Here is a 21,100-nt window from a genome sequence, read left to right on the forward strand (position 1 = left end):
CCTCTGTTATTAACGACCGGCGGCCATGGCTTTATCGATCAGCCAGTTCAGGTTCGGACCACGAGTGGCATTCACTTCAACCGGGCGACCGGCGAAAGCGCTGTCCAGCGGCTCGTCAGGCTTGATCAGCACACGGATGTCGGACGACAGGTCGGCGCTTTTCAGGCTGGTGCTGCTGACGATCGTGCCGCTGCGGGTTTTGTCTTCGCCGGCGATCTGGAAGCTGACAGTGCTGCCTGGAAGCACATCGCCGAACTGGCGATAGGAGAAGCGCGCTTCAACATTGGCTTCGCTGTTACGCGGCACCAGTTGGAAGATCACGTCGCCCTTGGTGGCGTATTGACCGTTGGCGACCATTTGCTGGGCCACGGTGCAATCGCACGGCGACGTCAGGGTGCCGGTCATTTGCTTGCCGAACAGTTCTTCAACCTTGGCCGGTTGCAGTTGGCCTTCGTCCAGATGGCCCTTGAGTACGTCGAGCATGCTGGTGCTGAACGTCGCCAGCGGGGCGCCTTTTGCCGCAACGCCGTCGGCTTTCACCAGGCTCTGCACAGTGCCGTCGCGCGGCATGGTGATGTTCATGCCCGCCACGCTGACCAGACCGGCCTGGGCGTGGCTGACGAAGTACATGCCGTACACCGACTTGAAAATGAAGCCGAATGCCGTCAGACCGACGAGGAAAATCGCGAAGCTGAAGGTCACTGCACGCAGACGACCGAACGCGGTCATGCCGTGGCCGCCGTCCTTGACCTTGCGCGCCTTGGTGAAGTTGTCGCGCTGCAGGGTTGCCAGCACTTCACCCATGCTGACGATGTCGCCGGCCAGGTGCGAGGTGATCAGGTGGCGCAGGGTTGAAATGTCCTGAGGTTCGAGGTTCTGGAACTCACAACCGGTACGGCCGGTTTCGCGCTCGTGGGAGCGGACCAGTAGCTCGACGTCCATGGCCAGGCCGAGGTTATCGATGACGAACTGCAGGCGGGCCTTGTACTTGTCGCCGATCTTCAGTGGCAGCTGACCGGCGTTGAAGGCCAGGCCACCAGCGGAGAGGTCGAGGACCCGAGCTTCTACCGGGGTCCGGTCAGGACCAAAGAAGCGCAGCTTGGCCGGGATTTTCACTCGGGCGTGCTGGCGCTGGGCTTCTGATTCATGCACTACGTTGGCGTTGACGGCGGTATTCATATGGACGATTTCCTAGTTAATTCAGGCGAGTTCGGTCAGACCATCATCAGCAGCACAGCAACAAAAATGCTGCCGGCGGAGAAGGTCATGGTCCGAGACGACCAAGTGTTGAACCAACGTTGAAAGCTGGCGAGATCACGGGTCAATTTGGTGTCCTGGCGAGTCCAGGATTGTTGGTCGAGGCGGAAGAACACGTAGATCTTCACCAGCGCGCCGACGATCTGGTTGTAATAGAGAATCGCCGGGTAGGCCGGGCCGATCTTGTGACCGGAGCAGGACAGCAGCACGGTCAGGATCAGACGGGTAATGCCGATCCACAGCAGATAAACCAGGATGAACGCGGCGCCGTACTTGAGGGTGGCGAGGATCGCGACCGTCAGGCCCAACAGCGATGTCCACATCGATACACGCTGGTCGAACAGCACCACTGAAGTGAACAGGCCGAGGCGTTTCATCCCCAGGCCCAGGGCTCGGGAGTTCTGGCGCAGGTTGTTGCCGTACCAGCGAAACATCAGTTTGCGACTGGCCTTGATGAAGCTTTTTTCCGGCGGGTGTTCCACGGTGTGAATCGCAGCGTCCGGCACGTAGAACGTGTCGTAGCCCAGGCGCATCAAGCTGAACCAGCTCGACTTGTCATCACCGGTGAGGAACTTGAAGCGGCCCAGACGCCAGTGTTGCAGCGAGTCGCTTTCCACGTCGGCGATGAAGTCCGGGTCTGTCACCACGGTGGCGCGGAATACCGACATCCGCCCGGTCATGGTCAGCACGCGCTTGGACAGGGCCATCGAGCACATGTTGATGTGGCGCTGGGCGAATCGCAGTTTGTGCCACTCGCTCATGATGTAGCCGCCGCGCACTTCGCAGAACTCGTTGGTGGTCAGGCCGCCGACATTGCCGAACAGCTGGAACCACGGCACGGTCTTGAGCACGACGCCTTCGGCGAGCACGGTGTCGCCATCGATCACTGCAACCACTGCGCGGTCGTCCGGCAGGTGGCGGGAGATGGCGCGGAAACCGTAGGCCAGGCCATCGCGCTTGCCGGTGCCGGGAATGCGCACGAAGTCGAGCTTGACACGAGCCGGTGGGTTCATCCGGGTCCAAAGGCTTTTCACCAGCTTCTCATCGGACATTTCCACGATGGAGCAGACCATGGTGGTCGGCAGGCCGCAGTCGATCGCTTCGCGAATCACCGAGGCGTAGACCTGTGCGGTGGTCAGCGCGTCGATTCGAAAACTGGTGACCATCAGGAACACATGGGACGGGTCTGCCGCTTTACCCAGCTTGCGCACTTTGCGCCGCAGGTGCGGGTAGACCACGTACAGAAACAGCATGCCGCGCAGAAAGTGCGTGGCACCCATCGAGTAGCGCCAGATACCGACGATACCGATCAGGAAGATGAAGTCCTTCGACTCGGCGTCGAACGTGGACGCAGGCAACGCCATGGCGATGCCCATCAATAAACTTAGGTAAAACAGCCAACCGGCGACCTGAAGTAGGCCGTGCTTTAGCCTGTGCATAATCTGCATCCGTCTCTATCTCGGGCGAGCCTGTGGGGTGGCCCGATGGGGTTAAGGCAGGCTTACGAAAACTGGCGACACCCGGTCTGGATGACGCCAGAAATCCTGTAGGAGCTGGCGAAGCCTGCGATCTTTTGATCTTTCGCTTGAAACTCAAGTGGACCTGGAAAGATCGCAGCCTCGTTTCACTCGACAGCTCCTACGACCGCATTACCAGCAGATGCCTTCGGTGCGACCGCTAACGCTGGTGGCTTGGGACATGAAACCGACCAGGTCGATTACTTGTTTGCCGTCTGGAGCTTGCTGCGCCAGCGCGCGGAACTTCTCGTCACGGTTGCCGAGGATGATCACGTCGGAGTTGTTGATCACGTCGTCAAAATCGGCGTTGAGCAAGGACGAGACGTGAGGGATCTTCGACTCGATGTAATCCTTGTTCGCGCCGTGAACGCGGGCGTATTCGACGTTGGTGTCGTAGATACTCAGGTCGTAGCCCTTGCCGATCAGCATTTCCGCCAGATCAACCAGCGGGCTTTCGCGCAGGTCGTCAGTACCGGCCTTGAAGCTCAGACCCAGCAGGGCGACTTTGCGTTTTCCGTGGCTGGTGACGATGTCGAAGGCGTTCTGCACCTGGGACTCGTTACTGCGCATCAGCGAGTTGAGCAGCGGTGCTTCCACGTCCAGGGAACCGGCGCGGTAGGTCAGGGCGCGAACGTCTTTCGGCAGGCAGGAGCCGCCGAACGCGAAACCAGGACGCATGTAGTACTGGGACAGGTTCAACGTCTTGTCCTGGCAGACCACTTCCATCACTTCACGACCATCGACGCCGACAGCCTTGGCGATGTTGCCGATTTCGTTGGCGAAGGTCACCTTGGTGGCGTGCCACACGTTGCAGGTGTACTTGATCATCTCGGCCACTGCGATGTCCTTGCGGATGATCGGAGCATCGAGCTCTTCGTACAGCGATTGCAGAACGTCGCCCGAAGCTTTGTCGAACTCGCCGATGACGGTCATTGGCGGCAGGTCGTAATCGGCGATCGCGGTGCTTTCACGCAGGAACTCTGGGTTCACTGCTACGCCGAAATCGACGCCGGCTTTTTTACCGGAGCAGTCTTCGAGGATCGGGATGACAACGTTTGCGACAGTGCCTGGCAGTACGGTGCTGCGAACCACGATGGTGTGGCGGGTAGTCTTGTCACGCAGGACAAAACCAATCTCGCGGCACACGGCTTCGATGTAGTTCAGTTCCAGGTCGCCGTTCTTCTTGCTCGGCGTGCCAACGCAGATCATCGACAGATCGGTGGCGCGAATCGCCTCGGCGAAGTCGGTCGTACCGCGCAGGCGGCCCGTCTCGATACCCTTCTGCAGAAGTTCGCCCAGACCCGGTTCAACAATCGGCGATTTGCCGGCGTTGATCATATCGATCTTGTCTTTGGCGACATCGACGCCAACGACCTCATGGCCCCGTGCAGACAGGCAACCGGCACATACTGCACCGACGTAACCCAAACCAAATATGCTGATGCGCATCGCATTTACCTCTGTGTTTATCAAGCCATAACATGGCCGGAGTTAATGGTGTTCAGCGGTCATAGTGCACTCGGAAGTGCGCCTTAAAGGCGCAACAATGCCGCGTGCAGGCATATAAGTTCCGAGTGTCTAAACAAGTTCACTCAAAATGTGCGCAACTAGGCTTTATTGTTATGGCTTGCCCTGTTATGCAGCTGATCTTCTAATCAGAAGACATTCGTGCAAAGGTCTTGCGCGCTCAATGCCAGGCCAGAAGCCCGTAAATCAAGCGGTTCAGTGCTCAGGTGAGCACATTTATAGGGGCGCAGCCTTGGCCTTGCAGGGGACAGTTATGATGCTTATCTCCCATCCCTCATGTGTTGCCCCAATCAGGGGTGCGTAAGCAGAAGTTAGTGTGACAACTTTGCTACGTGAATTTTTTCTCTGCGTAAGTTATCTCGTACAAGCGCCGAAAGAATGGTTACCGATGGTATGAGCGACCCATGTGGACATAGTTCCAGTCCGCCCATCGCGAATTCTGAAATTTCTTGAAATATCGGAAAAGATGGCACTGCTCTCATATTGATAGCAACGCCTGTTTTACCCTTGATACATAGGGTTATTGTCGGATTAGATAGTTATGTGCCACTACCGATAAAAAAATTCAGTGCCACTACTGAAAAAAAATATCAAAGTCGAGTGAAACTAAAGTTAGAAAAACAGGTGATTGTTTTTTGGCGCCAATGAAGTGGCAAATGAGGCGGGGGATTGTTGTACGATCGGACGTCGGCGCACGACCCGTTAATGAGGCGCGCACCGATCGGGTGCTTACTCTGGCGCGTGATCGCGCAGGAACACAAACTTGTCCGGTTTAGACTGCTCGGCGCTGTAGCGATAGCCTTGGACATCGAACTGCTTGAGGGCTGCCGGGTCGTTGATGCGTTCTTCTATAACGAAGCGACTCATCATGCCGCGGGCCTTTTTCGCGTAGAAACTGATGATTTTGTATTGGCCGTTCTTCAGGTCCTTGAATTCGGTATTGATGATGCGCGCGTTAAGGGCGTTGCGTTTGACCGCCGAGAAGTACTCGTTGGAGGCCAGGTTCAGCAGCACGTCATCGCCTTGATCGGCCAGGGCTTCGTTTAGCCATTCGCTGATCTGTGTGCCCCAAAAGGCATACAAGTCCTTGCCACGGGCATTCGCCAGTTTGGTCCCCATCTCCAGTCGATACGGCTGCATCAGGTCTAGTGGGCGCAGCAGGCCGTACAGGCCGGACAACATGCGCAGGTGCTGCTGGGCGTAATCGAAATCGGCCTCGCTGAAGGTTTGAGCATTCAACCCTGTGTAGACGTCGCCCTTGAATGCGAGCAAGGCCTGTTTGGCGTTGGCGGGGGTGAACGCCGGCGTCCAGCTGCCGAAACGCGCGGCGTTGAGCCCGCCGATCTTGTCGGAGACGTGCATCAACTCGCTGATCTGCGCAGGGGTCAGCTCGCGCAGCTGCAGGATCAGCTCCTGGGAATGGTCGAGGTATTGCGGCTGGGTGAAGCGCTGGGTCGCCGGCGGTGTTTCGTAATCGAGGGTCTTGGCGGGGGAAATCACCATCAGCATGAAGTCGTCTCCTTTAATCGTGGGGGCGATTCTAGGGGGTTGTTTGTGTTGACTCCAGCTATGGGTGTCATAGGTGATCGGTGGTCTCATGGAACAAGATCGCAGCCTCGCTTTGCTCGACAACTCCTACGGTGCGCGTACATCTGTAGGAGCTGTCGAGCGAAGCGAGGCTGCGATCTTTTGATCTACCCGCGATATAGTGCCGCGCGGGTTTTGTTATGGAGACATCCCATTGCGTATTGTTTTTCTAATCACGGCCTGGCTCTTGAGCTTCGGTGCCCTGGCCGGTCCGGGTGATGTGGCAACGCTTGACCGTAGCACCTGGCCCGAACAACTCAGCAGCCCGACCCTGTTTGACGTTGCGTCACGGGCCGAGATCCTTATGTTCGCTCGCGTTTTGCTGGCCAGCGAATCCTTGGATGAAGTGAGCCTGGCCCAGCGCCTGGGGTTGCGCACGGTCAATCTGGAATCGATCAATAACCTGCGCCAGCGCCTGTGGCAGCGCCTGTTGGCCAACTACAACTTCGCCCAGCAGAGCTGCGATCAGGATGCCTCCTTCTGTTTCCTGGTCGAAGACATGGACACCCTGCGCCAGCAGGCCGCCAAGTTTCAGATCAGCGATGAGAGCTACTACATAAAGTGGGCCGAGCCGAGCCGACGGTTCCATGCCCAGTACCTGGACGAGCAATTGCGCAAAGCGGCGCTTTTTCCGCAAAACAGCAGTGAAGTTGATCGTTTTGGCGACTATGAGCGCAATGGCGATGCGATGCATGACCGGCTGTTTTTGCTGACCTTCGACAGCGCCGCCAATGCCACGCCGGACAACACGGCCTGGGCCACGGAATACCTGCGCAAGTCGAACATGAGCGGCACGTTCTTCGTCCTCGGCAAGGACATCCAGGCCCGTCTGGCCGATCGCTCGGTGGCCGGTCTGCAAGCGACTTACTCAAAGCAGTGCATCGGTGTGCAAGGCTGGGAGTTCCGCTCCCACAGCCACTGGCAGGACTGGCAAGATTCGGTGCGCCGCAGTGTCGAGCTGGTTAAAAGCAAACTGCCTGAAAACTACGTGCCCTTGTTTCGGCCGCCCGATGGTCAGCGTCGTTCTGATGCTGAAGGCTTCTTTAAGGCTCAGGGTTTACAGGTGGCATTGTGGGACATCGATGCCCAGGACGGTGCCGGCAAGCTAAAGGGCAATCAGAGTGCGCAACGGGTGTTGACCCTGATGCTGTTGTGGCGGCACGGGGTGATCAACTTCAACGTGAAGCAGGATGCAGTGAAAACGGCGATGCCTTGGCTCATTACACAAACGGCGCCAAGCGGGATCGGTTGGGAAGACTGTCAGAATGCGTTTCGCTGAGAACGACGAAAGCCCGTAAACATTGGGTCAAGGGCGATTTTGGAAGATAATTCGGTGCAGGCGGACTTCCGACTTTAACGGGGTGATGGCAATCCGCCTAGTGCTATTGGTCACTCTGAAAAATAAACTTCAAAAAAACGTCAAAGTACTTTTTTCTGTCATGGGTTTTGGAGTATTACGAAGACAGACCGCCGAAACCTGCAGACAGGTGGCGTCTTCCAAGACCCAGTTGTTTGCAGTTCATCACTTGAGTCCCCGCAGGTGATTCGGTGGCCACTTCGAGGCGCAGCACTGTCACGGTATTGCGTCGACTGGCTCCCACAAAGGTGACCGAGTATGGATGATCACGGACGTAGTTCTTCCTCCAACCAGCCAATCCTTTATGTACTCGATACCAACGTATTGATTCACGATCCAAACGCCCTGCTTAACTTCGAAGAACACCACGTCGCGATCCCCATGACCGTGCTTGAGGAGCTGGACAAGCTCAAGAGCGGGCAACACAGCGTGGCTGCAGAATGCCGTCAGGCCATACGCCTGATCGACAAGACCCTGGGCGACGCCAGCCCTCAAGATGTCGAGCTCGGGGTTCCGATCCAGCGTGGCAAAAGTGGGCCCAAGGGCTTGCTGTCAATTCTGATGAGCAAGCGTGCCGAACCGAACATCATTCTGCCCGAGCACCTGAACGACAACATCATCATCAACCAGTTGATCGACTTACACGCGCGCGAACCCAATCTGCCCGTGGTGCTGGTCACCAAAGACATCAACATGCGCCTCAAGGCGCGGGCTTGCGGGATTGCGGCCGAGGACTACAGCACCGACCAGCTGGTCGACGACGTGTCATTGCTGCCCAACGGTTATCACAACATGACCGGCTCCTTCTGGGACCGCGTGAGGAATGTCGAAACCCGCCAGGATCACGGCCGCACCTGGCACCAGGTGCAGTTGATCGATAACCTGCCGGCGGTGCACATCAACGAGTTCATCATCGATGAGCAGGGATTTGTCGGCTGGATCAAGGAAATCCAGAGCGACAAATTGCTGATTCTCGACCTGCATCAAGAACCCCTGTTGCATCAGGAAGCCTGGGGCCTGAAACCGCGTGACATCTATCAGAGCCTGGCGCTGTATGCCTTGCTTGATCCGGATATCCACCTGGTCAACCTGACTGGGGCAGCCGGCTCGGGTAAAACCATCCTGGCACTGGCGGCGGCAATCGAGCAGACCATGGTCAGCAAACGTTACCGGCGCATCATTGCCACCCGCAGTGTGCAGGGCCTGGATCAGGAGATCGGCTTCCTGCCCGGCACCGAAGCGGAAAAAATGGAGCCTTGGCTGGGCGCCATCACCGACAACCTCGAAGCCTTGCACATGGATGACGAAAACACCCATGGCAGCGTCGATTACATCCTCAGCAAAGTGCCGTTGCAGTTCAAATCCCTCAACTACATTCGAGGCCGCAGCTTCCAGCAGAGCCTGATCCTGATCGATGAATGCCAGAACCTCACGCCACACCAGATGAAAACCATCATCACCCGTGCTGGCGCCGGTTCCAAAGTGGTGTGCCTGGGCAACCTGGCACAGATCGACACGCCTTACCTGTCCGCGACCAGTTCCGGGCTGACGTACCTGACAGAGCGCTTCAAGGATTTCCCCAACGGTGTCCATATCACCCTGCAAGGGGTGCCACGTTCGATACTGGCCGAATACGCCGAAACGCATTTGTAACCTCCTCAACAGAGCCGGGCGGCCTGCGCAGGCCGCCCGGTTTTTTATGGCCGAAATTTGACCCACAGGTTTACAATCGGGGCTCCTGATCAGGAGTATCCCTGTGCTGACTCATCTCGATTCCCAAGGTCGCGCCAATATGGTCGACGTCACTGAAAAAGCCGTAACGTTCCGTGAAGCAACGGCCCAAGCGCTGGTGCGCATGCTGCCCGAAACCCTGCAGATGATCGTCAGCGGCGGTCACCCCAAGGGTGATGTGTTCGCCGTGGCGCGTATCGCCGGTATTCAGGCCGCGAAGAAAACCAGCGATCTGATCCCTTTGTGCCATCCACTGCTGCTCACCGGCGTCAAGGTCGAGCTCAGTGCCGAAGGCGACGACACCGTGCGCATCGTCGCGCGCTGCAAGTTGTCCGGGCAGACCGGCGTGGAGATGGAAGCCCTGACCGCCGCCAGCGTCGCGGCGCTGACTATCTATGACATGTGCAAGGCAGTGGATCGCGGCATGACCATCGAAAGCGTGCGGTTGCTGGAAAAACTCGGTGGCAAGAGCGGCCATTTCCAGGCGGATCAGCCATGAACATCACCGTGAAGTTTTTTGCCCGTTACCGTGAAGCGCTCGGCGTGGACTCGGTGAAGGTTGAAGGTGATTTCGCCACTGTCGACGATGTGCGTGCACTGCTGGCCCAGCGTGACGGTGCCGATGTGCTGAGCGAACAGAACCTGATGTGCGCCCGCAATGAAGACTTGTGCCAGCTCGCTGAGCCGGTGAGCGATGGCGATGAAGTGGCATTTTTTCCGACCGTGACCGGAGGCTGAGCCATGGCGATTCGCGTGCAGTCCACGGCGTTCGATCCGGGTGCTGAAGTCAATGCCATGCACGCCGCCAATGTGGGCGTCGGTGCGGTGGTGAGTTTTGTCGGCTATGTTCGCGACTTCAATGACGGGCTCGACGTCGCCGGGATGTTCCTGGAGCACTACCCGGGCATGACCGAAAAGGCCCTCGGCAAGATCGCCGCAGAGGCTGAGCAGCGCTGGCCACTGCTCAAACTTGAAGTGGTGCATCGCATCGGCGCGCTGGAACCGGGTGAACCGATCGTCTTCGTCGGCGCCGCCAGCGCCCACCGCCAGGCCGCGTTCGATGCCTGCGCCTTTGTCATGGATTACCTGAAAACCCGCGCACCGTTCTGGAAAAAAGAAAACACCCGTGATGGGGCACGTTGGGTTGAAGGGCGTGACAGTGATCATGCGGCGGCGGATCGCTGGAAGCAGTAAGTTTTTGGCGCCTGCGGATTCGCCTTCGCAACCCCGATCTTCTCCCGACCACCGGCCGGCACATCTTCATTTGCCCTAATTGACGGTCCGTACATAAAAGTCCAGTATGGAATTATCAGTACAAGGAAGGTCTTCCCCGTTTTTAGTTTTTTCTTCTGTCTTGCCAAACCAACAACAACCCGCGAGAGAACGAACATGAAGAAACTCCCCCTCATCACCGGTCTGGCTCTGAGCCTGTTGGCGTGCAGCTCCCTGTTCGCCGCCGATAAAACCCTGCGCATCGGCATTGAAGCAGCTTATCCACCGTTCGCGTCCAAAACCGATAAAGGCGAGATTGTTGGATTCGACTACGACATCGGCAATGCCCTGTGCGCGCAGATGAAGGTCAAGTGTGTATGGGTCGAAGGCGAATTCGACGGTCTGATTCCTTCCCTTAAAGTGAAGAAAATTGACATGGCGCTGTCGTCCATGACCATCAACGAAGATCGGAAGAAGTCGGTGGATTTCTCCCACAAGTACTACTTCACCTCATCACGTCTGGTGATGAAGGACGGCGCGGTCGTGGATGACCAGTACGCCAACCTCAAGGGCAAGACTGTCGGCGTGCAGCGCGCAACCACCACCGACCGTTACGCCACCGAGGTTTTTGAACCGAAAGGTATCAACGTCAAGCGTTACGGCAACAACGAAGAGATCTACATGGATCTGGCGGCCGGTCGCCTCGATGCCATTTTTGCCGACACCATTCCATTGAATGACTTCCTGACGATGCCCCGTGGCAAAGGCTATGCGTTTGTCGGGCCGGAGCTCAAGGATCCGAAATACGTGGGCGAGGGCGCCGGGATTGCGGTGCGCAAGGGCAACACTGAGTTGGTCAGCGAACTGAACACTGCCATCGACGGCATTCGCACCAGTGGCGAATACCAGAAGATTTCAGAGAAATACTTCAAGTCTGATATCTACGGCGACTGATCAATCGCTTGCTGGGGTTTTCTCACGAAAGCCCCCGTGTGGTTCCGATTATTGAAAAATGCTTCAAAGTTAATCCCTTCTTAACCGGCTCGTCGTCTATTCCCCTACCCAGCTGTGCGCGCCGGACTCTCAAAGGTCAGGGCCAGCGTGTAGACTTCGGGCAATCGATATTCAGAAGGGAAACGCAATGAGCGAGGAAACAATGCGGTTGGGCCGTGAACGGCGCTATCTGGTGTTGCTGGGCATCATCTGCCTGGCGCTGATCGGCGGCGCGCTGTACATGCAAATTGTTCTGGGCGAGGCGCCGTGCCCGCTGTGCATCCTGCAACGCTATGCGTTGCTGCTGATCGCGCTCTTCGCGTTCATCGGCGCGGCCACGCGCACCCGTCGCAGCATCACGGTATTTGAAACCCTGGTGGTGATCTGCGCCTTGGCAGGCGTCGGGGTGGCCGGGCATCACGTCTATACCCAGTTTTATCCGGCAGTCAGCTGCGGCATCGATGTGCTGCAACCGATTGTCGACGGCCTGCCACTGGCGAAGATCTTCCCCCTGGGCTTCCAGGTCGACGGCTTCTGCTCCACGCCGTACCCGCCGATCCTCGGTTTGTCCCTCGCTCAATGGGCGCTGCTCGCCTTTGTGCTAGTCGTGGTGCTGGTGCCGCTGCTCATTTCGCGTAACCGCAAAGCGCTGCGCTGAGGCCATCCGCCGCGTCGCAGCGTCACACAAAAAAACGCCCCGGTCCTCAGTGCGAAGGCCGGGGCGTTTTGCATTTCGGGGTGCAGGTAAAATGACCTTGATGCGCGACAAGTCTAGGTGCGACAAATGTGCGACATGTTGTCACAGCAGGAGTGTCGCAAGGCGTTTCAACGCGCCGAATTGGTAGCGTGTCACGCAGCAAAATTGGCCTTTTTCAGCGTCGGGCGACTTCTACCTGAAAAATCCGGAACAGACAGTTTTAACAGGCCTTGGCGAATAGCCAGAGCCCTTGTCACATAGGGGCTTGGGCGGGGTCGAGGAAGGGGGCGGAGCCTTCGATACTGTCTGAACTGCCTGAGGTAGACCTACAAATTTTGGTGTTTTTGTTGAGAATCAATTTCGATACCATGGCGCGCTTTTGCAAATACCGTTATTGATTGTTGCTGGAATGGATAAAAATTATTTCGGGATGAGACATGGTTTATAAAACGTTACATATCTACAATCGCCCGCACTGAATTCCCGGCACTGCTCATCCCTGAGCAGGAATAGGGCGTCGAGAGGCCAATTGGCTTCATGCGACTCCCAGGTGTCGGTGCCTTCCAATTATCCGCACCAAATGGAATTGGTCTGTAACAAGGCCTTTGACCACGTATTCGAATAAGAACTCAACGCTGGCCCAGGATTTGTCGAACAGCGTCTGACGCGCGACGGGCAGCCACTTATTCAATCCAAGAAAAATGCCAACCCTTGGCAGGGTGAAGTGTTGGCGATCAAAACCCAACTGCATTGCGCAAGCTGCTTTAGAGGTCGTGAGATGAGTAAAAACAGGTACCCCAGACTACTAGGCCTATTGCCGCTGATCGGCACGTTGTTGCTGTCAGGCTGCAACATGACCTTGCTCAATCCAACGGGCCAGGTTGGCCTTGAGCAGCGAAACCTGATCATCACCGCAACGCTGCTGATGCTGTTGGTCGTGGTCCCGGTCATCGTCATGACCTTCCTGTTCGCCTGGAAATACCGCGCGACCAACACTAACGCCGTGTACACGCCGAAGTGGTCGCACTCCACCAAGATCGAAATCGCGGTGTGGGCTGTTCCAGTGCTGATCATCATTGCTCTGGGTTACGTCACCTACGTGTCGACCCACGCTCTGGACCCTTACAAGCCGCTGGAATCCGACGTCAAGCCGATCACCATCGAAGTGGTCTCGCTGGACTGGAAGTGGGTGTTCATCTATCCGGAGCAGGGCATCGCCACGGTCAACAAGATCGTGTTCCCGACGAATACCCCGGTCAACTTCAAGGTGACGTCGGACTCGGTAATGAACTCGTTCTTCATTCCGGGCCTGGGCGGCCAGATCTACGCGATGGCCGGCATGCAGACCAAGTTGCACCTGATTGCCAACCGTGACGCTGAAATGGAAGGCATCTCTGCCAACTACAGCGGCGCAGGTTTCACCGGCATGAAATTCAAAGCGATCTCAACTTCTCAGGAGAATTTCGACGCCTGGGTAAGCGAAGTCAAAAAGGCACCTAAACAGCTGGAAAAAGCTGAATACGAAGCCCTTACCAAGCCAAGCCAGAACAACCCAGTCGAGCTCTACTCCTCGGTCACGCCAAACCTGTTCCAGATCATCGTCGACAAGTACGAAGGGATGAAGCCGGGCAAGCCGCACCACGAGAAGAAAGAGAAAGAAGTGGCCCATATGGAAGGGATGGACATGAGTTCGCATTCAGCCGCCGGGGCAGAGGAGTAAACGATGTTTGGTAAATTAAGTTGGGAAGCGGTCCCGTTCCACGAACCGATCGTGATGATAACCATCGCCATGATCGCGCTCGGCGGTCTGGCACTGTTCGCGGGTATCACCTACTTCAAGAAGTGGACCTACCTGTGGACCGAGTGGCTGACTTCGGTTGACCACAAGAAAATCGGCGTGATGTACATCATCGTCGCCATGGTCATGCTGCTGCGTGGTTTTGCCGACGCCATCATGATGCGTACCCAGTTGGCCATGGCCACCGAGGGTTCGCCTGGCTACCTGCCGCCTGAACACTATGACCAGATCTTCACCGCTCACGGTGTGATCATGATCATCTTCATGGCGATGCCATTCTTCACCGGCCTGATGAACCTTGCGGTGCCGTTGCAGATCGGCGCGCGTGACGTGGCCTATCCATTCCTGAACTCCCTGAGCTTCTGGCTGCTGGTGTCCGGCGTGGTGCTGATCAACCTGTCCCTGGGCGTTGGCGAATTCGCCAAGACCGGCTGGGTTGCCTATCCGCCGCTGTCGGGCCTGCAATACAGTCCGGGCGTGGGGATGGATTACTACATCTGGGCGCTACAGCTATCCGGGTTGGGTACGACGCTGACGGGGGTCAACTTCCTGGCCACCGTGCTGAAAATGCGTACCCCGGGCATGAAGCTGATGGACATGCCGATCTTCACCTGGACTTGCACCTGGGCCAACGTTTTGATCGTCGCTTCGTTCCCGATCCTGACCGCTACCCTGGCTTTGCTGACACTTGACCGTTACATGGATTTCCACATTTTCACCAATGAACTTGGTGGCAATCCGATGATGTACGTCAACCTGTTCTGGGCCTGGGGTCACCCCGAGGTGTACATCCTGATTCTGCCGGCGTTCGGGATCTTCTCCGAAGTCATCTCGACCTTCTCCGGCAAGAAACTGTTCGGCCACCACTCGATGATCTACGCCAGTGGCGCGATCTCGATCCTGGGCTTCATGGTCTGGCTGCACCACTTCTTCACCATGGGTTCGGGTGCCAGCGTCAACGCCTTCTTCGGTCTGGCGACGATGCTGATTTCGATCCCGACGGGGGTGAAGCTATTCAACTGGCTGTTCACCATTTACCAAGGCCGTCTGCGCTTCACCAGCCAGGTTCTCTGGACCCTGGGCTTCATGGTGACCTTCGCCATCGGCGGCATGACCGGCGTACTGCTGGCCATCCCGGGTGCTGACTTCGTTCTGCACAACAGCCTGTTCGTGATCGCTCACTTCCACAACGTGATCATCGGCGGCGCGGTATTCGGTTACATCGCCGGTTTCAGCTTCTACTTCCCGAAAGCGTTCGGTTTCAAGCTGCACGAAGGTTGGGGCAAGGCCGCGTTCTGGTTCTGGATCACCGGCTTCTTCGTCGCGTTCATGCCGCTCTATGTACTGGGCTTCATGGGCATGACCCGTCGTCTGAACTCCAGCACCAACCCTGAGTGGGTGCCTTACCTGTACGTTGCGTTGTTCGGTGCGGTGATGATCGCTGTCGGCATCGCCTGCCAGCTGATCCAACTTTACGTCAGTGTGCGTGATCGCAAGCTGCCGCAGAACATGTGCGAACACGGCGACCCGTGGAATGCCCACACGCTGGAATGGTCGACTTCGTCGCCACCACCGTTCTACAACTTCGCTGTGCTGCCGAAAGCCGAAGTCATCGACCCGTTCACCGAAGCCAAGGAAGACGGTACCGCGTACCAGGCTCCGGCCCGTTACGAGCCGATCCACATGCCAAACAACACCGCGACCGGTGTGGTCATGGGCGCTCTGCTGACCGTATTCGGTTTCGCGATGATCTGGCACATCTGGTGGTTGGCCATCGTCGGTCTGGTCGGCACCGTGGTGTATTTCACCATCCATGCTGCCCGTGACGATCAGGGCTACATGGTGCCGGTGGATGTCATCGAGCGCATCGAAGCCGAGCAGCACAAACGTCTGGTAGCGGCCGGGAAAGTACCAGCCACCGCCACCCGTGTTGAAACCTCGTTGGAACAGGCTTAAACCATGTCGAACTTAGTGACCACTGCTGGACACGCCCATGGCACGGACCATGGGCACGACGACCATCACCACGACTCGGGCGAGATGACCGTATTCGGTTTCTGGCTCTACCTGATGACCGACTGCATTTTGTTTGCGTCGATCTTCGCGGTGTACGCGGTACTGGTTAACAACGTAGCGGGCGGCCCATCGGGCGCCGACATCTTCGAGCTGCCATACGTGCTGGGCGAAACCGCTCTGCTGCTGTTCAGCTCGATCACCTACGGCTTCGCCATGCTGGCGTTGTTCAAGGGCAAGAAGACTCAGGTGCTGGGCTGGCTGGGCATGACCTTCCTGTTGGGCGCCGGCTTCATCGCCATGGAGATCAACGAGTTTCACATCCTGATCGCCGAAGGCTTCGGCCCTAGCCGCAGCGGCTTCCTGTCCGGGTTCTTCACCCTGGTCGGCACCCACGGTCTGCACGTGACCAGCGGTCTGATCTGGATGGCGATCATGATGTATCAGGTGCAGAAAAACGGCCTGACGGCGACCAACAAGACCCGTCTGAGCTGCCTGAGCCTGTTCTGGCACTTCCTGGACGTAGTGTGGATCTGCGTATTCACCGTTGTTTATCTGATGGGGACTATGTAAATGGCTAACGCAGCTCACTCACACGATGGCCACGACGCCGGCCACGGCAGCGTCAAGTCCTACGCCATCGGCTTCATCCTGTCGGTGATCCTGACCGTCATTCCTTTCGGCCTGGTGATGTACCCGTCGCTGCCCAAAGCCATGACCCTGTGGATCGTACTGGCCTTCGCAGTGATCCAGGTGCTGGTGCACCTGGTGTACTTCCTCCACCTGGACCGCTCGGCTGCTCAGCGTAACAACGTGATCGCGTTTGTCTTCGCAGCCCTGGTAATCGTTCTGTTGGTAGGCCTGTCGCTGTGGATCATGTTCAGCATCCACTCCAACATGATGGCGCACTGAGGAAACCCCGGATGTCCTTTAAGCACTTTATCCAAATCACCAAACCGGGGATCATTTTCGGTAACGTGCTTTCAGTGGCAGGCGGATTTTTCCTGGCCTCGAAAGGGCATGTCGATCTGGCCATTTTCCTGGCCGCCATGATCGGCACGTCGCTGGTGGTGGCTTCCGGTTGCGTGTTCAACAACTGCATCGACCGCGACATCGACCTGAAGATGGAACGCACCAAGAACCGGGCGCTGGTCCAGGGCTTGATCTCCCTGAAACTGGCCCTGGCTTTTGCGACCGTCCTGGGTGTTTTCGGCGTTGCACTGTTGTACAAAGTAGCCAACCCGTTGGCCGCTTTGTTCGCGGTAATCGGCTTTGTCATCTACGTCGGCTTCTACAGCCTGTACCTCAAGCGCAAGTCGGTTCACGGCACGCTGGTGGGCAGTCTGTCGGGCGCCATGCCGCCGGTGATTGGCTACGTGGCTGTGACGAACAGCTTCGACATGGCCGCACTGACGTTGCTGGTGATGTTCAGCCTGTGGCAGATGCCGCATTCCTACGCCATCGCGATCTTCCGCTTCAACGATTACCTGGCCGCATCAATTCCGGTGTTGCCAGTGAAGCGCGGCATTCAAGTGGCCAAGAAGCACATCCTGCTCTACATCCTGGCGTTCCTCGTGGCGACCTTGATGCTGACCTTCAGCGGCTACGCCGGCATGAGCTACCTCGCCGTCGCCGCGGCCATGGGCATGTACTGGTTGTACATGGCCTGGACCGGCTACAAGGCAGTGGATGACACGGTCTGGGCACGCAAGCTGTTCGTGTTCTCGATCTTCACCATTACCGCGTTGAGCGTGATGATGTCGTTGGACTTTAAAGTGCCGAGTGAGCTGTTGCTGACGTACGCGCCTTAAGGTTTAGAGGCTGCAAAGAAAAGCCCCGCCTTCGAGAGAAGCGCGGGGTTTTTTTATGGTTCTTCACGGATTCGTGGGGAAGAGAGGATTGACAGTCAGGGTTTAGCAGAATGATCACCCCGAGAATTTTCAACAGGGTGAGCGACCAGCTGAAGGCCAGTTTCAACAGGTGCTCCAGCGCGCCTGGAGGTATCAGCTTGGTTGCCTCTGCTGCCGGCGCCGCAGAGGCGTTCAACGTTGTAGGCCTGTCAGGCTCGAGCGGCAAATCACCGGGAATCACACTTACCGCCTTGTAGCCTTTCGGCCCAGGCATTCCGTCGACCAAATCCCCTTTCAGGCATGAAGCGTCACTCGCTCCATACGCATTAATTTCCTCGAAGACTGCTCACTCCCGCCACTGTTGGTAATGGCGCGAAAAACTGTGGCCAGCCATCCGACGCCTCAACATCCGGATTTCCAGATCAGTAAAAGCAATCCCGCAAAAGTTCCGTCAACTCCAAAAATACCCGACTAACGGTAATCTCGTGGGCACAAAGCCTGCAATTGCTCCATCGACGAACATTTGACGTCAATCTACCGCCATACGGATTTCCCAATCAGCAAGCCCAATTGACACAGTTCAATAGCGCGGGTTCGAGCGCAACTGTGGCCGCTACATTTCCCGCCTATAGGATCCTAGACATGATCGACCTCACCACCTGGAATTTAAGCATCCCTGAAGGCAGTCCACCGGCCACCATAGAAACGCCTCGACTGGCGCAAGGGTTCAAGGACCAGCATTTCAGTTCTGACGCTGCTACCCTTTCCTTCTGGGCACCCGTGACCGGTTCCAGGACGGCCAACGCTGTTTACCCGCGTAGCGAGTTGCGGGAAACCTATAGCGATGGAAGGCTGCGCAACTGGCAGTATTCAGCGGCGGATAACACCCTGCGGGCGAGCCTGGCCGTCAATCAAGTGCCCAGTACCGGCAAGATCGTGATTGGCCAGATCCACAACAAGGACAGCAACAGCCCCATGGTCAAGCTGGAATACCAATACAAAACGTCGGCTTCGACGGGAAACATTGTCGCCAAGGTGCGCATGCGTCCCGACGATGAAGAGGGCCAGGTCATTACCATTGCGACGGGTGTGCCGCTCAACAGCAACTTTTCATACCAGATCCACCTCAGCCCGAAGGGTGCGCTGGGCATCAGCGCAGCAGGATACAACTGGAGAACCACCATCGACCCGAGTTGGAAGACCAAACCCCTGTATTTCAAAGCGGGTGCGTATGTGCAGGACAACACCGGCTATCCCACCGAGGGCGGAAAAGTGACGTTCAGGATGCTGGAGATCCATCACAAGATTTAGTCGCTTCTTAGGTCACTACCGTTGGCACGCCGATCCGAAGGGTAAAGACTTTGGTGGATTTCCTCATCGATCGGCGACCAAGTGGCTAGCTGTCAGTGAACTCAACCGCGCGGGTGGCAGATGCTCTCTGAGCCTTTCATCGCTGCATACTCCGACCCAGAAATGAACATTACCCGGCAATCAGGCTTTCTCTCGGTGTTTGAATTAACACTGATCGAGCAAGTCACGAAGTCCTTGCTTAGGGATCAGGAAGAGGAAAAGCAACGGGCCGAAGTCGCTGACCAGTAATGCCTGCGCAGGAAGTGGCTAGCGTTCGGTGCTTTGCTGAGCAGAGTGCCAGGAGCGACTCTGACACCATGCAAGGCCAGATTGGTGTGCATGGTGAAGTAGCACGGGTCGTCGAGCAGCACCGTGTCGCCGGGTTTGACCAGCAGGCGCATCAGCATGTCGATGGCCTGCACGGTGACCAACCCCCAAGACCTAAAAACCATCGGCCTCACCCCTTTCTCCTATCACGCCAACCAACCGCTATTACGAATCAACGCCGGCGCCCCGGTGATTCGAGCCCTCTCCCACGCCTCCGACTTGCTCCACGTCGCCAAACTACTAGCCTCCGACGCCGCCATGATGCGCGACAACGACCGGCACGCCAGGGCTTCGCATTTTTTGCAGGAAATGAGCAAGGCCGTGATTGATGGGCGAAGGTACTCGACGCACCGGGTAACAACCGCGCTTGAACAAGAAAGCCCCGCACTTCTTTCGAAAGCGGGGCATTCAGGTGTTCGCTCGTCAGTTCAATCGTTTTCGAATTTAAGGGACATCAATTTGATCCAAGCTGATTTTCATAGGCGAGCCCCCGATTCAAGATCTTTGGGCTAATCTGTCAAAAAAACGGATCCAATTTGATCGAGGAGGAGAGATGACTGAACACATGACCTGCGATGAACGATTCATCGCGCTGGCAAAAGAGCTCGGCTACGATATCTACGGCGAGAATACGGTCGGCGGGCATTACGCGCCGTTGGTGCGGCATCACGATGAGCTTTACATCAGCGGGCTGGTGCCTCGGATGAATGGTGACGTTCAGTATCAGGGCAGGGTAGGCTTGGATCTGACGCTGGCGGATGCACAGAGCGCTGCCAGCATCAGTGCGTTGCGCGGTCTGGCATTGATTGTTGATTTCATCGGTTCGCTAGACAAGATCAAGTCGCTATTGCGCGTCACGGTTTACGTAAAGTCCACCGAGGATTTTGTCGATTTGAGCGAAGTGGCCAACGGTGCGTCGGACGTTTTCAGTCATGTACTGGGCGATGCCGGTAAACATACACGAACCACGATCGGCGTTTATCAACTGCCGAAAAACGCAGCCATTGAAGTTGACATGATCGTGGCGATACGTCCATCAACGCTCTAACGATGAACCTGCAGGCAATAGAAAGCCCCGCGTTGAATCTCAGTGCGGGGCTTTTCAGTCGTCGATAGCGAGGTTACTGCGCGGCGATGCTGTAGCCATCGAACGCGGTTTGCTGCTGAAGCGCGGTGATGATGTTCTTGCGGTTCACCGTTTGTTCGGCCCCGGCATTGTCCAGGAAGGTCTCGCTTTCCAACTCCGCTTCTTCGCCTTCGCCGACGAAGGTGAAGCCCAGGAACTCCAGTGCTTCACGGTCAACGTTTAGTCGCGAACGCGGGGTGCGCAGCGGCAGCGTGACACTGATGCCATCTTTGCTGATGGTGAACACTTCGACATCTTTCTTGGCGCGAGCCGCCTTGCTCTTGCCACTGCTCGGGTTGCTGATGGCCTGGTGGGTCTGGTTCAGCACCTTCAGTGCGAGGCCGTAGACCAATTCCTGAAACGCCGGATCGTCCTTGAAGCTGGAGAGAATCCGGCTGATCGGGAATTTGCTGCTCAAGTCTTCCAGGGCTGCAATGTCGGCAGTCTCAGCGTCCTTGAGTTGCTTGAGTACGCCCATCAATTCGTAGGCTTTATCGTCGTCGAAGCTGTCGTGAGCCTGGCGAATCGCGGCGCGCAGCTCGCGGATCTGGTCGCTTTCCCGGGTGGACTGGAAAGCGTCCAGGACCATCTCGCTGATGGTCTTGGCCTGGGGCACGTGCTGTGAAAGATTGATGGAGTTTTCGTATTCCGCTTTGGACGACAAGGTGACTACGGATTCAGCGGTATTGGAATCGGACATTGAAATTTCACTACTTCTTTTAACTTGGGTTGAGGCGAGAAAGCACAGGGCCTTTTCA

Annotated in this window: 21 protein-coding genes and 1 pseudogene; 15 read left to right on the forward strand and 7 right to left on the reverse strand. The window is 56.9% G+C overall.

Going from position 1 to position 21,100, the window contains the following annotated elements; all coding sequences use genetic code 11:
• Positions 1-9: 9 nt before the first annotated feature.
• From ACYZTU_RS06090 to yaaA, 4 genes are all read right to left on the reverse strand, one after another.
• A complete protein-coding gene (locus ACYZTU_RS06090) occupies positions 10-1,179 on the reverse strand; it encodes a PilZ domain-containing protein (RefSeq protein WP_461968729.1) in 1,170 nt (389 codons plus the stop codon).
• Positions 1,180-1,214: 35 nt separating this feature from the next.
• A complete protein-coding gene (gene alg8, locus ACYZTU_RS06095; protein WP_461968731.1) occupies positions 1,215-2,696 on the reverse strand; it encodes a mannuronan synthase in 1,482 nt (493 codons plus the stop codon).
• 210 nt (positions 2,697-2,906) lie between these two features.
• On the reverse strand, positions 2,907-4,223 hold the full coding sequence (locus ACYZTU_RS06100; RefSeq protein ID WP_461968733.1) for a nucleotide sugar dehydrogenase: 1,317 nt from the start codon (positions 4,221-4,223) through the stop codon (positions 2,907-2,909).
• Between the two features lie 807 nt (positions 4,224-5,030).
• Positions 5,031-5,810 (reverse strand): peroxide stress protein YaaA, encoded by a 780-nt coding sequence (yaaA, locus tag ACYZTU_RS06105; protein WP_461968734.1) that lies wholly within the window; start codon positions 5,808-5,810, stop codon positions 5,031-5,033.
• Positions 5,811-6,042: 232 nt separating this feature from the next.
• Between yaaA and ACYZTU_RS06110 the strand changes: the two genes are divergently transcribed.
• The 5 genes from ACYZTU_RS06110 (at position 6,043) to moaE (ending at position 10,170) form a co-directional block, all read left to right on the forward strand.
• A complete protein-coding gene (locus ACYZTU_RS06110) occupies positions 6,043-7,167 on the forward strand; it encodes a polysaccharide deacetylase family protein (RefSeq protein ID WP_461968736.1) in 1,125 nt (374 codons plus the stop codon).
• Between the two features lie 336 nt (positions 7,168-7,503).
• Positions 7,504-8,898 (forward strand): PhoH family protein, encoded by a 1,395-nt coding sequence (locus ACYZTU_RS06115; RefSeq protein ID WP_461968738.1) that lies wholly within the window; start codon positions 7,504-7,506, stop codon positions 8,896-8,898.
• 103 nt (positions 8,899-9,001) lie between these two features.
• Positions 9,002-9,475: a cyclic pyranopterin monophosphate synthase MoaC gene (gene moaC / locus ACYZTU_RS06120; protein ID WP_033061025.1), complete on the forward strand. Its 474-nt coding sequence runs from the start codon at positions 9,002-9,004 to the stop codon at positions 9,473-9,475.
• Complete coding sequence (locus tag ACYZTU_RS06125) at positions 9,472-9,714, forward strand: MoaD/ThiS family protein (RefSeq protein WP_461968740.1); 243 nt, start codon at positions 9,472-9,474, stop codon at positions 9,712-9,714. The genes moaC and ACYZTU_RS06125 overlap by 4 nt, the downstream gene beginning before the upstream one ends.
• Positions 9,715-9,717: 3 nt before the next feature.
• Entirely contained in the window at positions 9,718-10,170 is a 453-nt protein-coding gene (gene moaE, locus ACYZTU_RS06130) for a molybdopterin synthase catalytic subunit MoaE (RefSeq protein WP_461968742.1), read from the forward strand.
• Here moaE and ACYZTU_RS06135 read toward each other — a convergent pair.
• A complete protein-coding gene (locus ACYZTU_RS06135; RefSeq protein ID WP_461968744.1) occupies positions 10,140-10,367 on the reverse strand; it encodes a hypothetical protein in 228 nt (75 codons plus the stop codon). The two genes, moaE and ACYZTU_RS06135, sit on opposite strands and share 31 nt — an antisense overlap.
• Here ACYZTU_RS06135 and ACYZTU_RS06140 point away from each other — a divergent pair.
• The 8 genes from ACYZTU_RS06140 (at position 10,366) to ACYZTU_RS06175 (ending at position 18,850) form a co-directional block, all read left to right on the forward strand.
• Positions 10,366-11,142 carry an ABC transporter substrate-binding protein gene (locus ACYZTU_RS06140; RefSeq protein ID WP_461968745.1) on the forward strand — a complete coding sequence of 259 codons (777 nt, stop codon included), beginning with the start codon at positions 10,366-10,368 and terminating at the stop codon, positions 11,140-11,142. The two genes, ACYZTU_RS06135 and ACYZTU_RS06140, sit on opposite strands and share 2 nt — an antisense overlap.
• 187 nt (positions 11,143-11,329) lie before the next feature.
• Positions 11,330-11,839 (forward strand): disulfide bond formation protein B, encoded by a 510-nt coding sequence (locus ACYZTU_RS06145; protein ID WP_461968747.1) that lies wholly within the window; start codon positions 11,330-11,332, stop codon positions 11,837-11,839.
• 817 nt (positions 11,840-12,656) lie between these two features.
• Positions 12,657-13,598 carry a ubiquinol oxidase subunit II gene (gene cyoA / locus ACYZTU_RS06150; protein ID WP_449643844.1) on the forward strand — a complete coding sequence of 314 codons (942 nt, stop codon included), beginning with the start codon at positions 12,657-12,659 and terminating at the stop codon, positions 13,596-13,598.
• A gap of 3 nt (positions 13,599-13,601) precedes the next feature.
• Positions 13,602-15,632 (forward strand): cytochrome o ubiquinol oxidase subunit I, encoded by a 2,031-nt coding sequence (cyoB, locus tag ACYZTU_RS06155; protein ID WP_461968748.1) that lies wholly within the window; start codon positions 13,602-13,604, stop codon positions 15,630-15,632.
• Positions 15,633-15,635: 3 nt separating this feature from the next.
• Entirely contained in the window at positions 15,636-16,262 is a 627-nt protein-coding gene (locus ACYZTU_RS06160; RefSeq protein ID WP_461968750.1) for a cytochrome o ubiquinol oxidase subunit III, read from the forward strand.
• Positions 16,263-16,601 carry a cytochrome o ubiquinol oxidase subunit IV gene (gene cyoD, locus ACYZTU_RS06165; RefSeq protein ID WP_461968752.1) on the forward strand — a complete coding sequence of 113 codons (339 nt, stop codon included), beginning with the start codon at positions 16,263-16,265 and terminating at the stop codon, positions 16,599-16,601.
• An 11-nt stretch (positions 16,602-16,612) separates the two neighbouring features.
• Complete coding sequence (gene cyoE / locus ACYZTU_RS06170) at positions 16,613-17,500, forward strand: heme o synthase (protein WP_095132943.1); 888 nt, start codon at positions 16,613-16,615, stop codon at positions 17,498-17,500.
• A 681-nt stretch (positions 17,501-18,181) separates the two neighbouring features.
• Complete coding sequence (locus tag ACYZTU_RS06175) at positions 18,182-18,850, forward strand: polysaccharide lyase family 7 protein (RefSeq protein WP_449643848.1); 669 nt, start codon at positions 18,182-18,184, stop codon at positions 18,848-18,850.
• 245 nt (positions 18,851-19,095) lie between these two features.
• Here the strand turns inward: ACYZTU_RS06175 and ACYZTU_RS06180 are convergent, their stop codons facing one another.
• Positions 19,096-19,296, reverse strand: a complete 201-nt coding sequence (locus tag ACYZTU_RS06180; RefSeq protein WP_461971213.1) for a hypothetical protein — start codon at positions 19,294-19,296, stop codon at positions 19,096-19,098.
• A 16-nt stretch (positions 19,297-19,312) separates the two neighbouring features.
• Here ACYZTU_RS06180 and ACYZTU_RS06185 point away from each other — a divergent pair.
• Positions 19,313-19,587 (forward strand): annotated as a pseudogene (locus ACYZTU_RS06185) (DUF3077 domain-containing protein).
• 182 nt (positions 19,588-19,769) lie between these two features.
• On the forward strand, positions 19,770-20,264 hold the full coding sequence (locus ACYZTU_RS06190) for a RidA family protein (RefSeq protein ID WP_461968754.1): 495 nt from the start codon (positions 19,770-19,772) through the stop codon (positions 20,262-20,264).
• A 73-nt stretch (positions 20,265-20,337) separates the two neighbouring features.
• Here ACYZTU_RS06190 and ACYZTU_RS06195 read toward each other — a convergent pair whose 3' ends face one another.
• Complete coding sequence (locus ACYZTU_RS06195; RefSeq protein WP_461968756.1) at positions 20,338-21,042, reverse strand: hypothetical protein; 705 nt, start codon at positions 21,040-21,042, stop codon at positions 20,338-20,340.
• Positions 21,043-21,100: the final 58 nt, after the last annotated feature.

This window comes from Pseudomonas sp. HLT2-19-2, assembly GCF_054898005.1.

Bases quoted from the DNA above. Each gene is read 5' to 3' on its own strand.
- cyoE (WP_095132943.1), top strand. From the start codon at position 16,613: ATGTCCTTTAAGCACTTTATCCAAATCACCAAACCGGGGATCATTTTC.
- ACYZTU_RS06115 (WP_461968738.1), top strand. From the start codon at position 7,504: ATGGATGATCACGGACGTAGTTCTTCCTCCAACCAGCCAATCCTTTAT.
- cyoD (WP_461968752.1), top strand. From the start codon at position 16,263: ATGGCTAACGCAGCTCACTCACACGATGGCCACGACGCCGGCCACGGC.
- ACYZTU_RS06145 (WP_461968747.1), top strand. From the start codon at position 11,330: ATGAGCGAGGAAACAATGCGGTTGGGCCGTGAACGGCGCTATCTGGTG.
- ACYZTU_RS06125 (WP_461968740.1), top strand. From the start codon at position 9,472: ATGAACATCACCGTGAAGTTTTTTGCCCGTTACCGTGAAGCGCTCGGC.
- alg8 (WP_461968731.1), bottom strand. From the start codon at position 2,696: ATGCACAGGCTAAAGCACGGCCTACTTCAGGTCGCCGGTTGGCTGTTT.
- ACYZTU_RS06175 (WP_449643848.1), top strand. From the start codon at position 18,182: ATGATCGACCTCACCACCTGGAATTTAAGCATCCCTGAAGGCAGTCCA.
- ACYZTU_RS06140 (WP_461968745.1), top strand. From the start codon at position 10,366: ATGAAGAAACTCCCCCTCATCACCGGTCTGGCTCTGAGCCTGTTGGCG.
- ACYZTU_RS06090 (WP_461968729.1), bottom strand. From the start codon at position 1,179: ATGAATACCGCCGTCAACGCCAACGTAGTGCATGAATCAGAAGCCCAG.
- ACYZTU_RS06135 (WP_461968744.1), bottom strand. From the start codon at position 10,367: ATGTTCGTTCTCTCGCGGGTTGTTGTTGGTTTGGCAAGACAGAAGAAA.
- ACYZTU_RS06160 (WP_461968750.1), top strand. From the start codon at position 15,636: ATGTCGAACTTAGTGACCACTGCTGGACACGCCCATGGCACGGACCAT.
- ACYZTU_RS06190 (WP_461968754.1), top strand. From the start codon at position 19,770: ATGACTGAACACATGACCTGCGATGAACGATTCATCGCGCTGGCAAAA.
- moaE (WP_461968742.1), top strand. From the start codon at position 9,718: ATGGCGATTCGCGTGCAGTCCACGGCGTTCGATCCGGGTGCTGAAGTC.
- cyoA (WP_449643844.1), top strand. From the start codon at position 12,657: ATGAGTAAAAACAGGTACCCCAGACTACTAGGCCTATTGCCGCTGATC.
- yaaA (WP_461968734.1), bottom strand. From the start codon at position 5,810: ATGCTGATGGTGATTTCCCCCGCCAAGACCCTCGATTACGAAACACCG.
- ACYZTU_RS06195 (WP_461968756.1), bottom strand. From the start codon at position 21,042: ATGTCCGATTCCAATACCGCTGAATCCGTAGTCACCTTGTCGTCCAAA.
- cyoB (WP_461968748.1), top strand. From the start codon at position 13,602: ATGTTTGGTAAATTAAGTTGGGAAGCGGTCCCGTTCCACGAACCGATC.
- ACYZTU_RS06100 (WP_461968733.1), bottom strand. From the start codon at position 4,223: ATGCGCATCAGCATATTTGGTTTGGGTTACGTCGGTGCAGTATGTGCC.
- ACYZTU_RS06180 (WP_461971213.1), bottom strand. From the start codon at position 19,296: ATGCTGATGCGCCTGCTGGTCAAACCCGGCGACACGGTGCTGCTCGAC.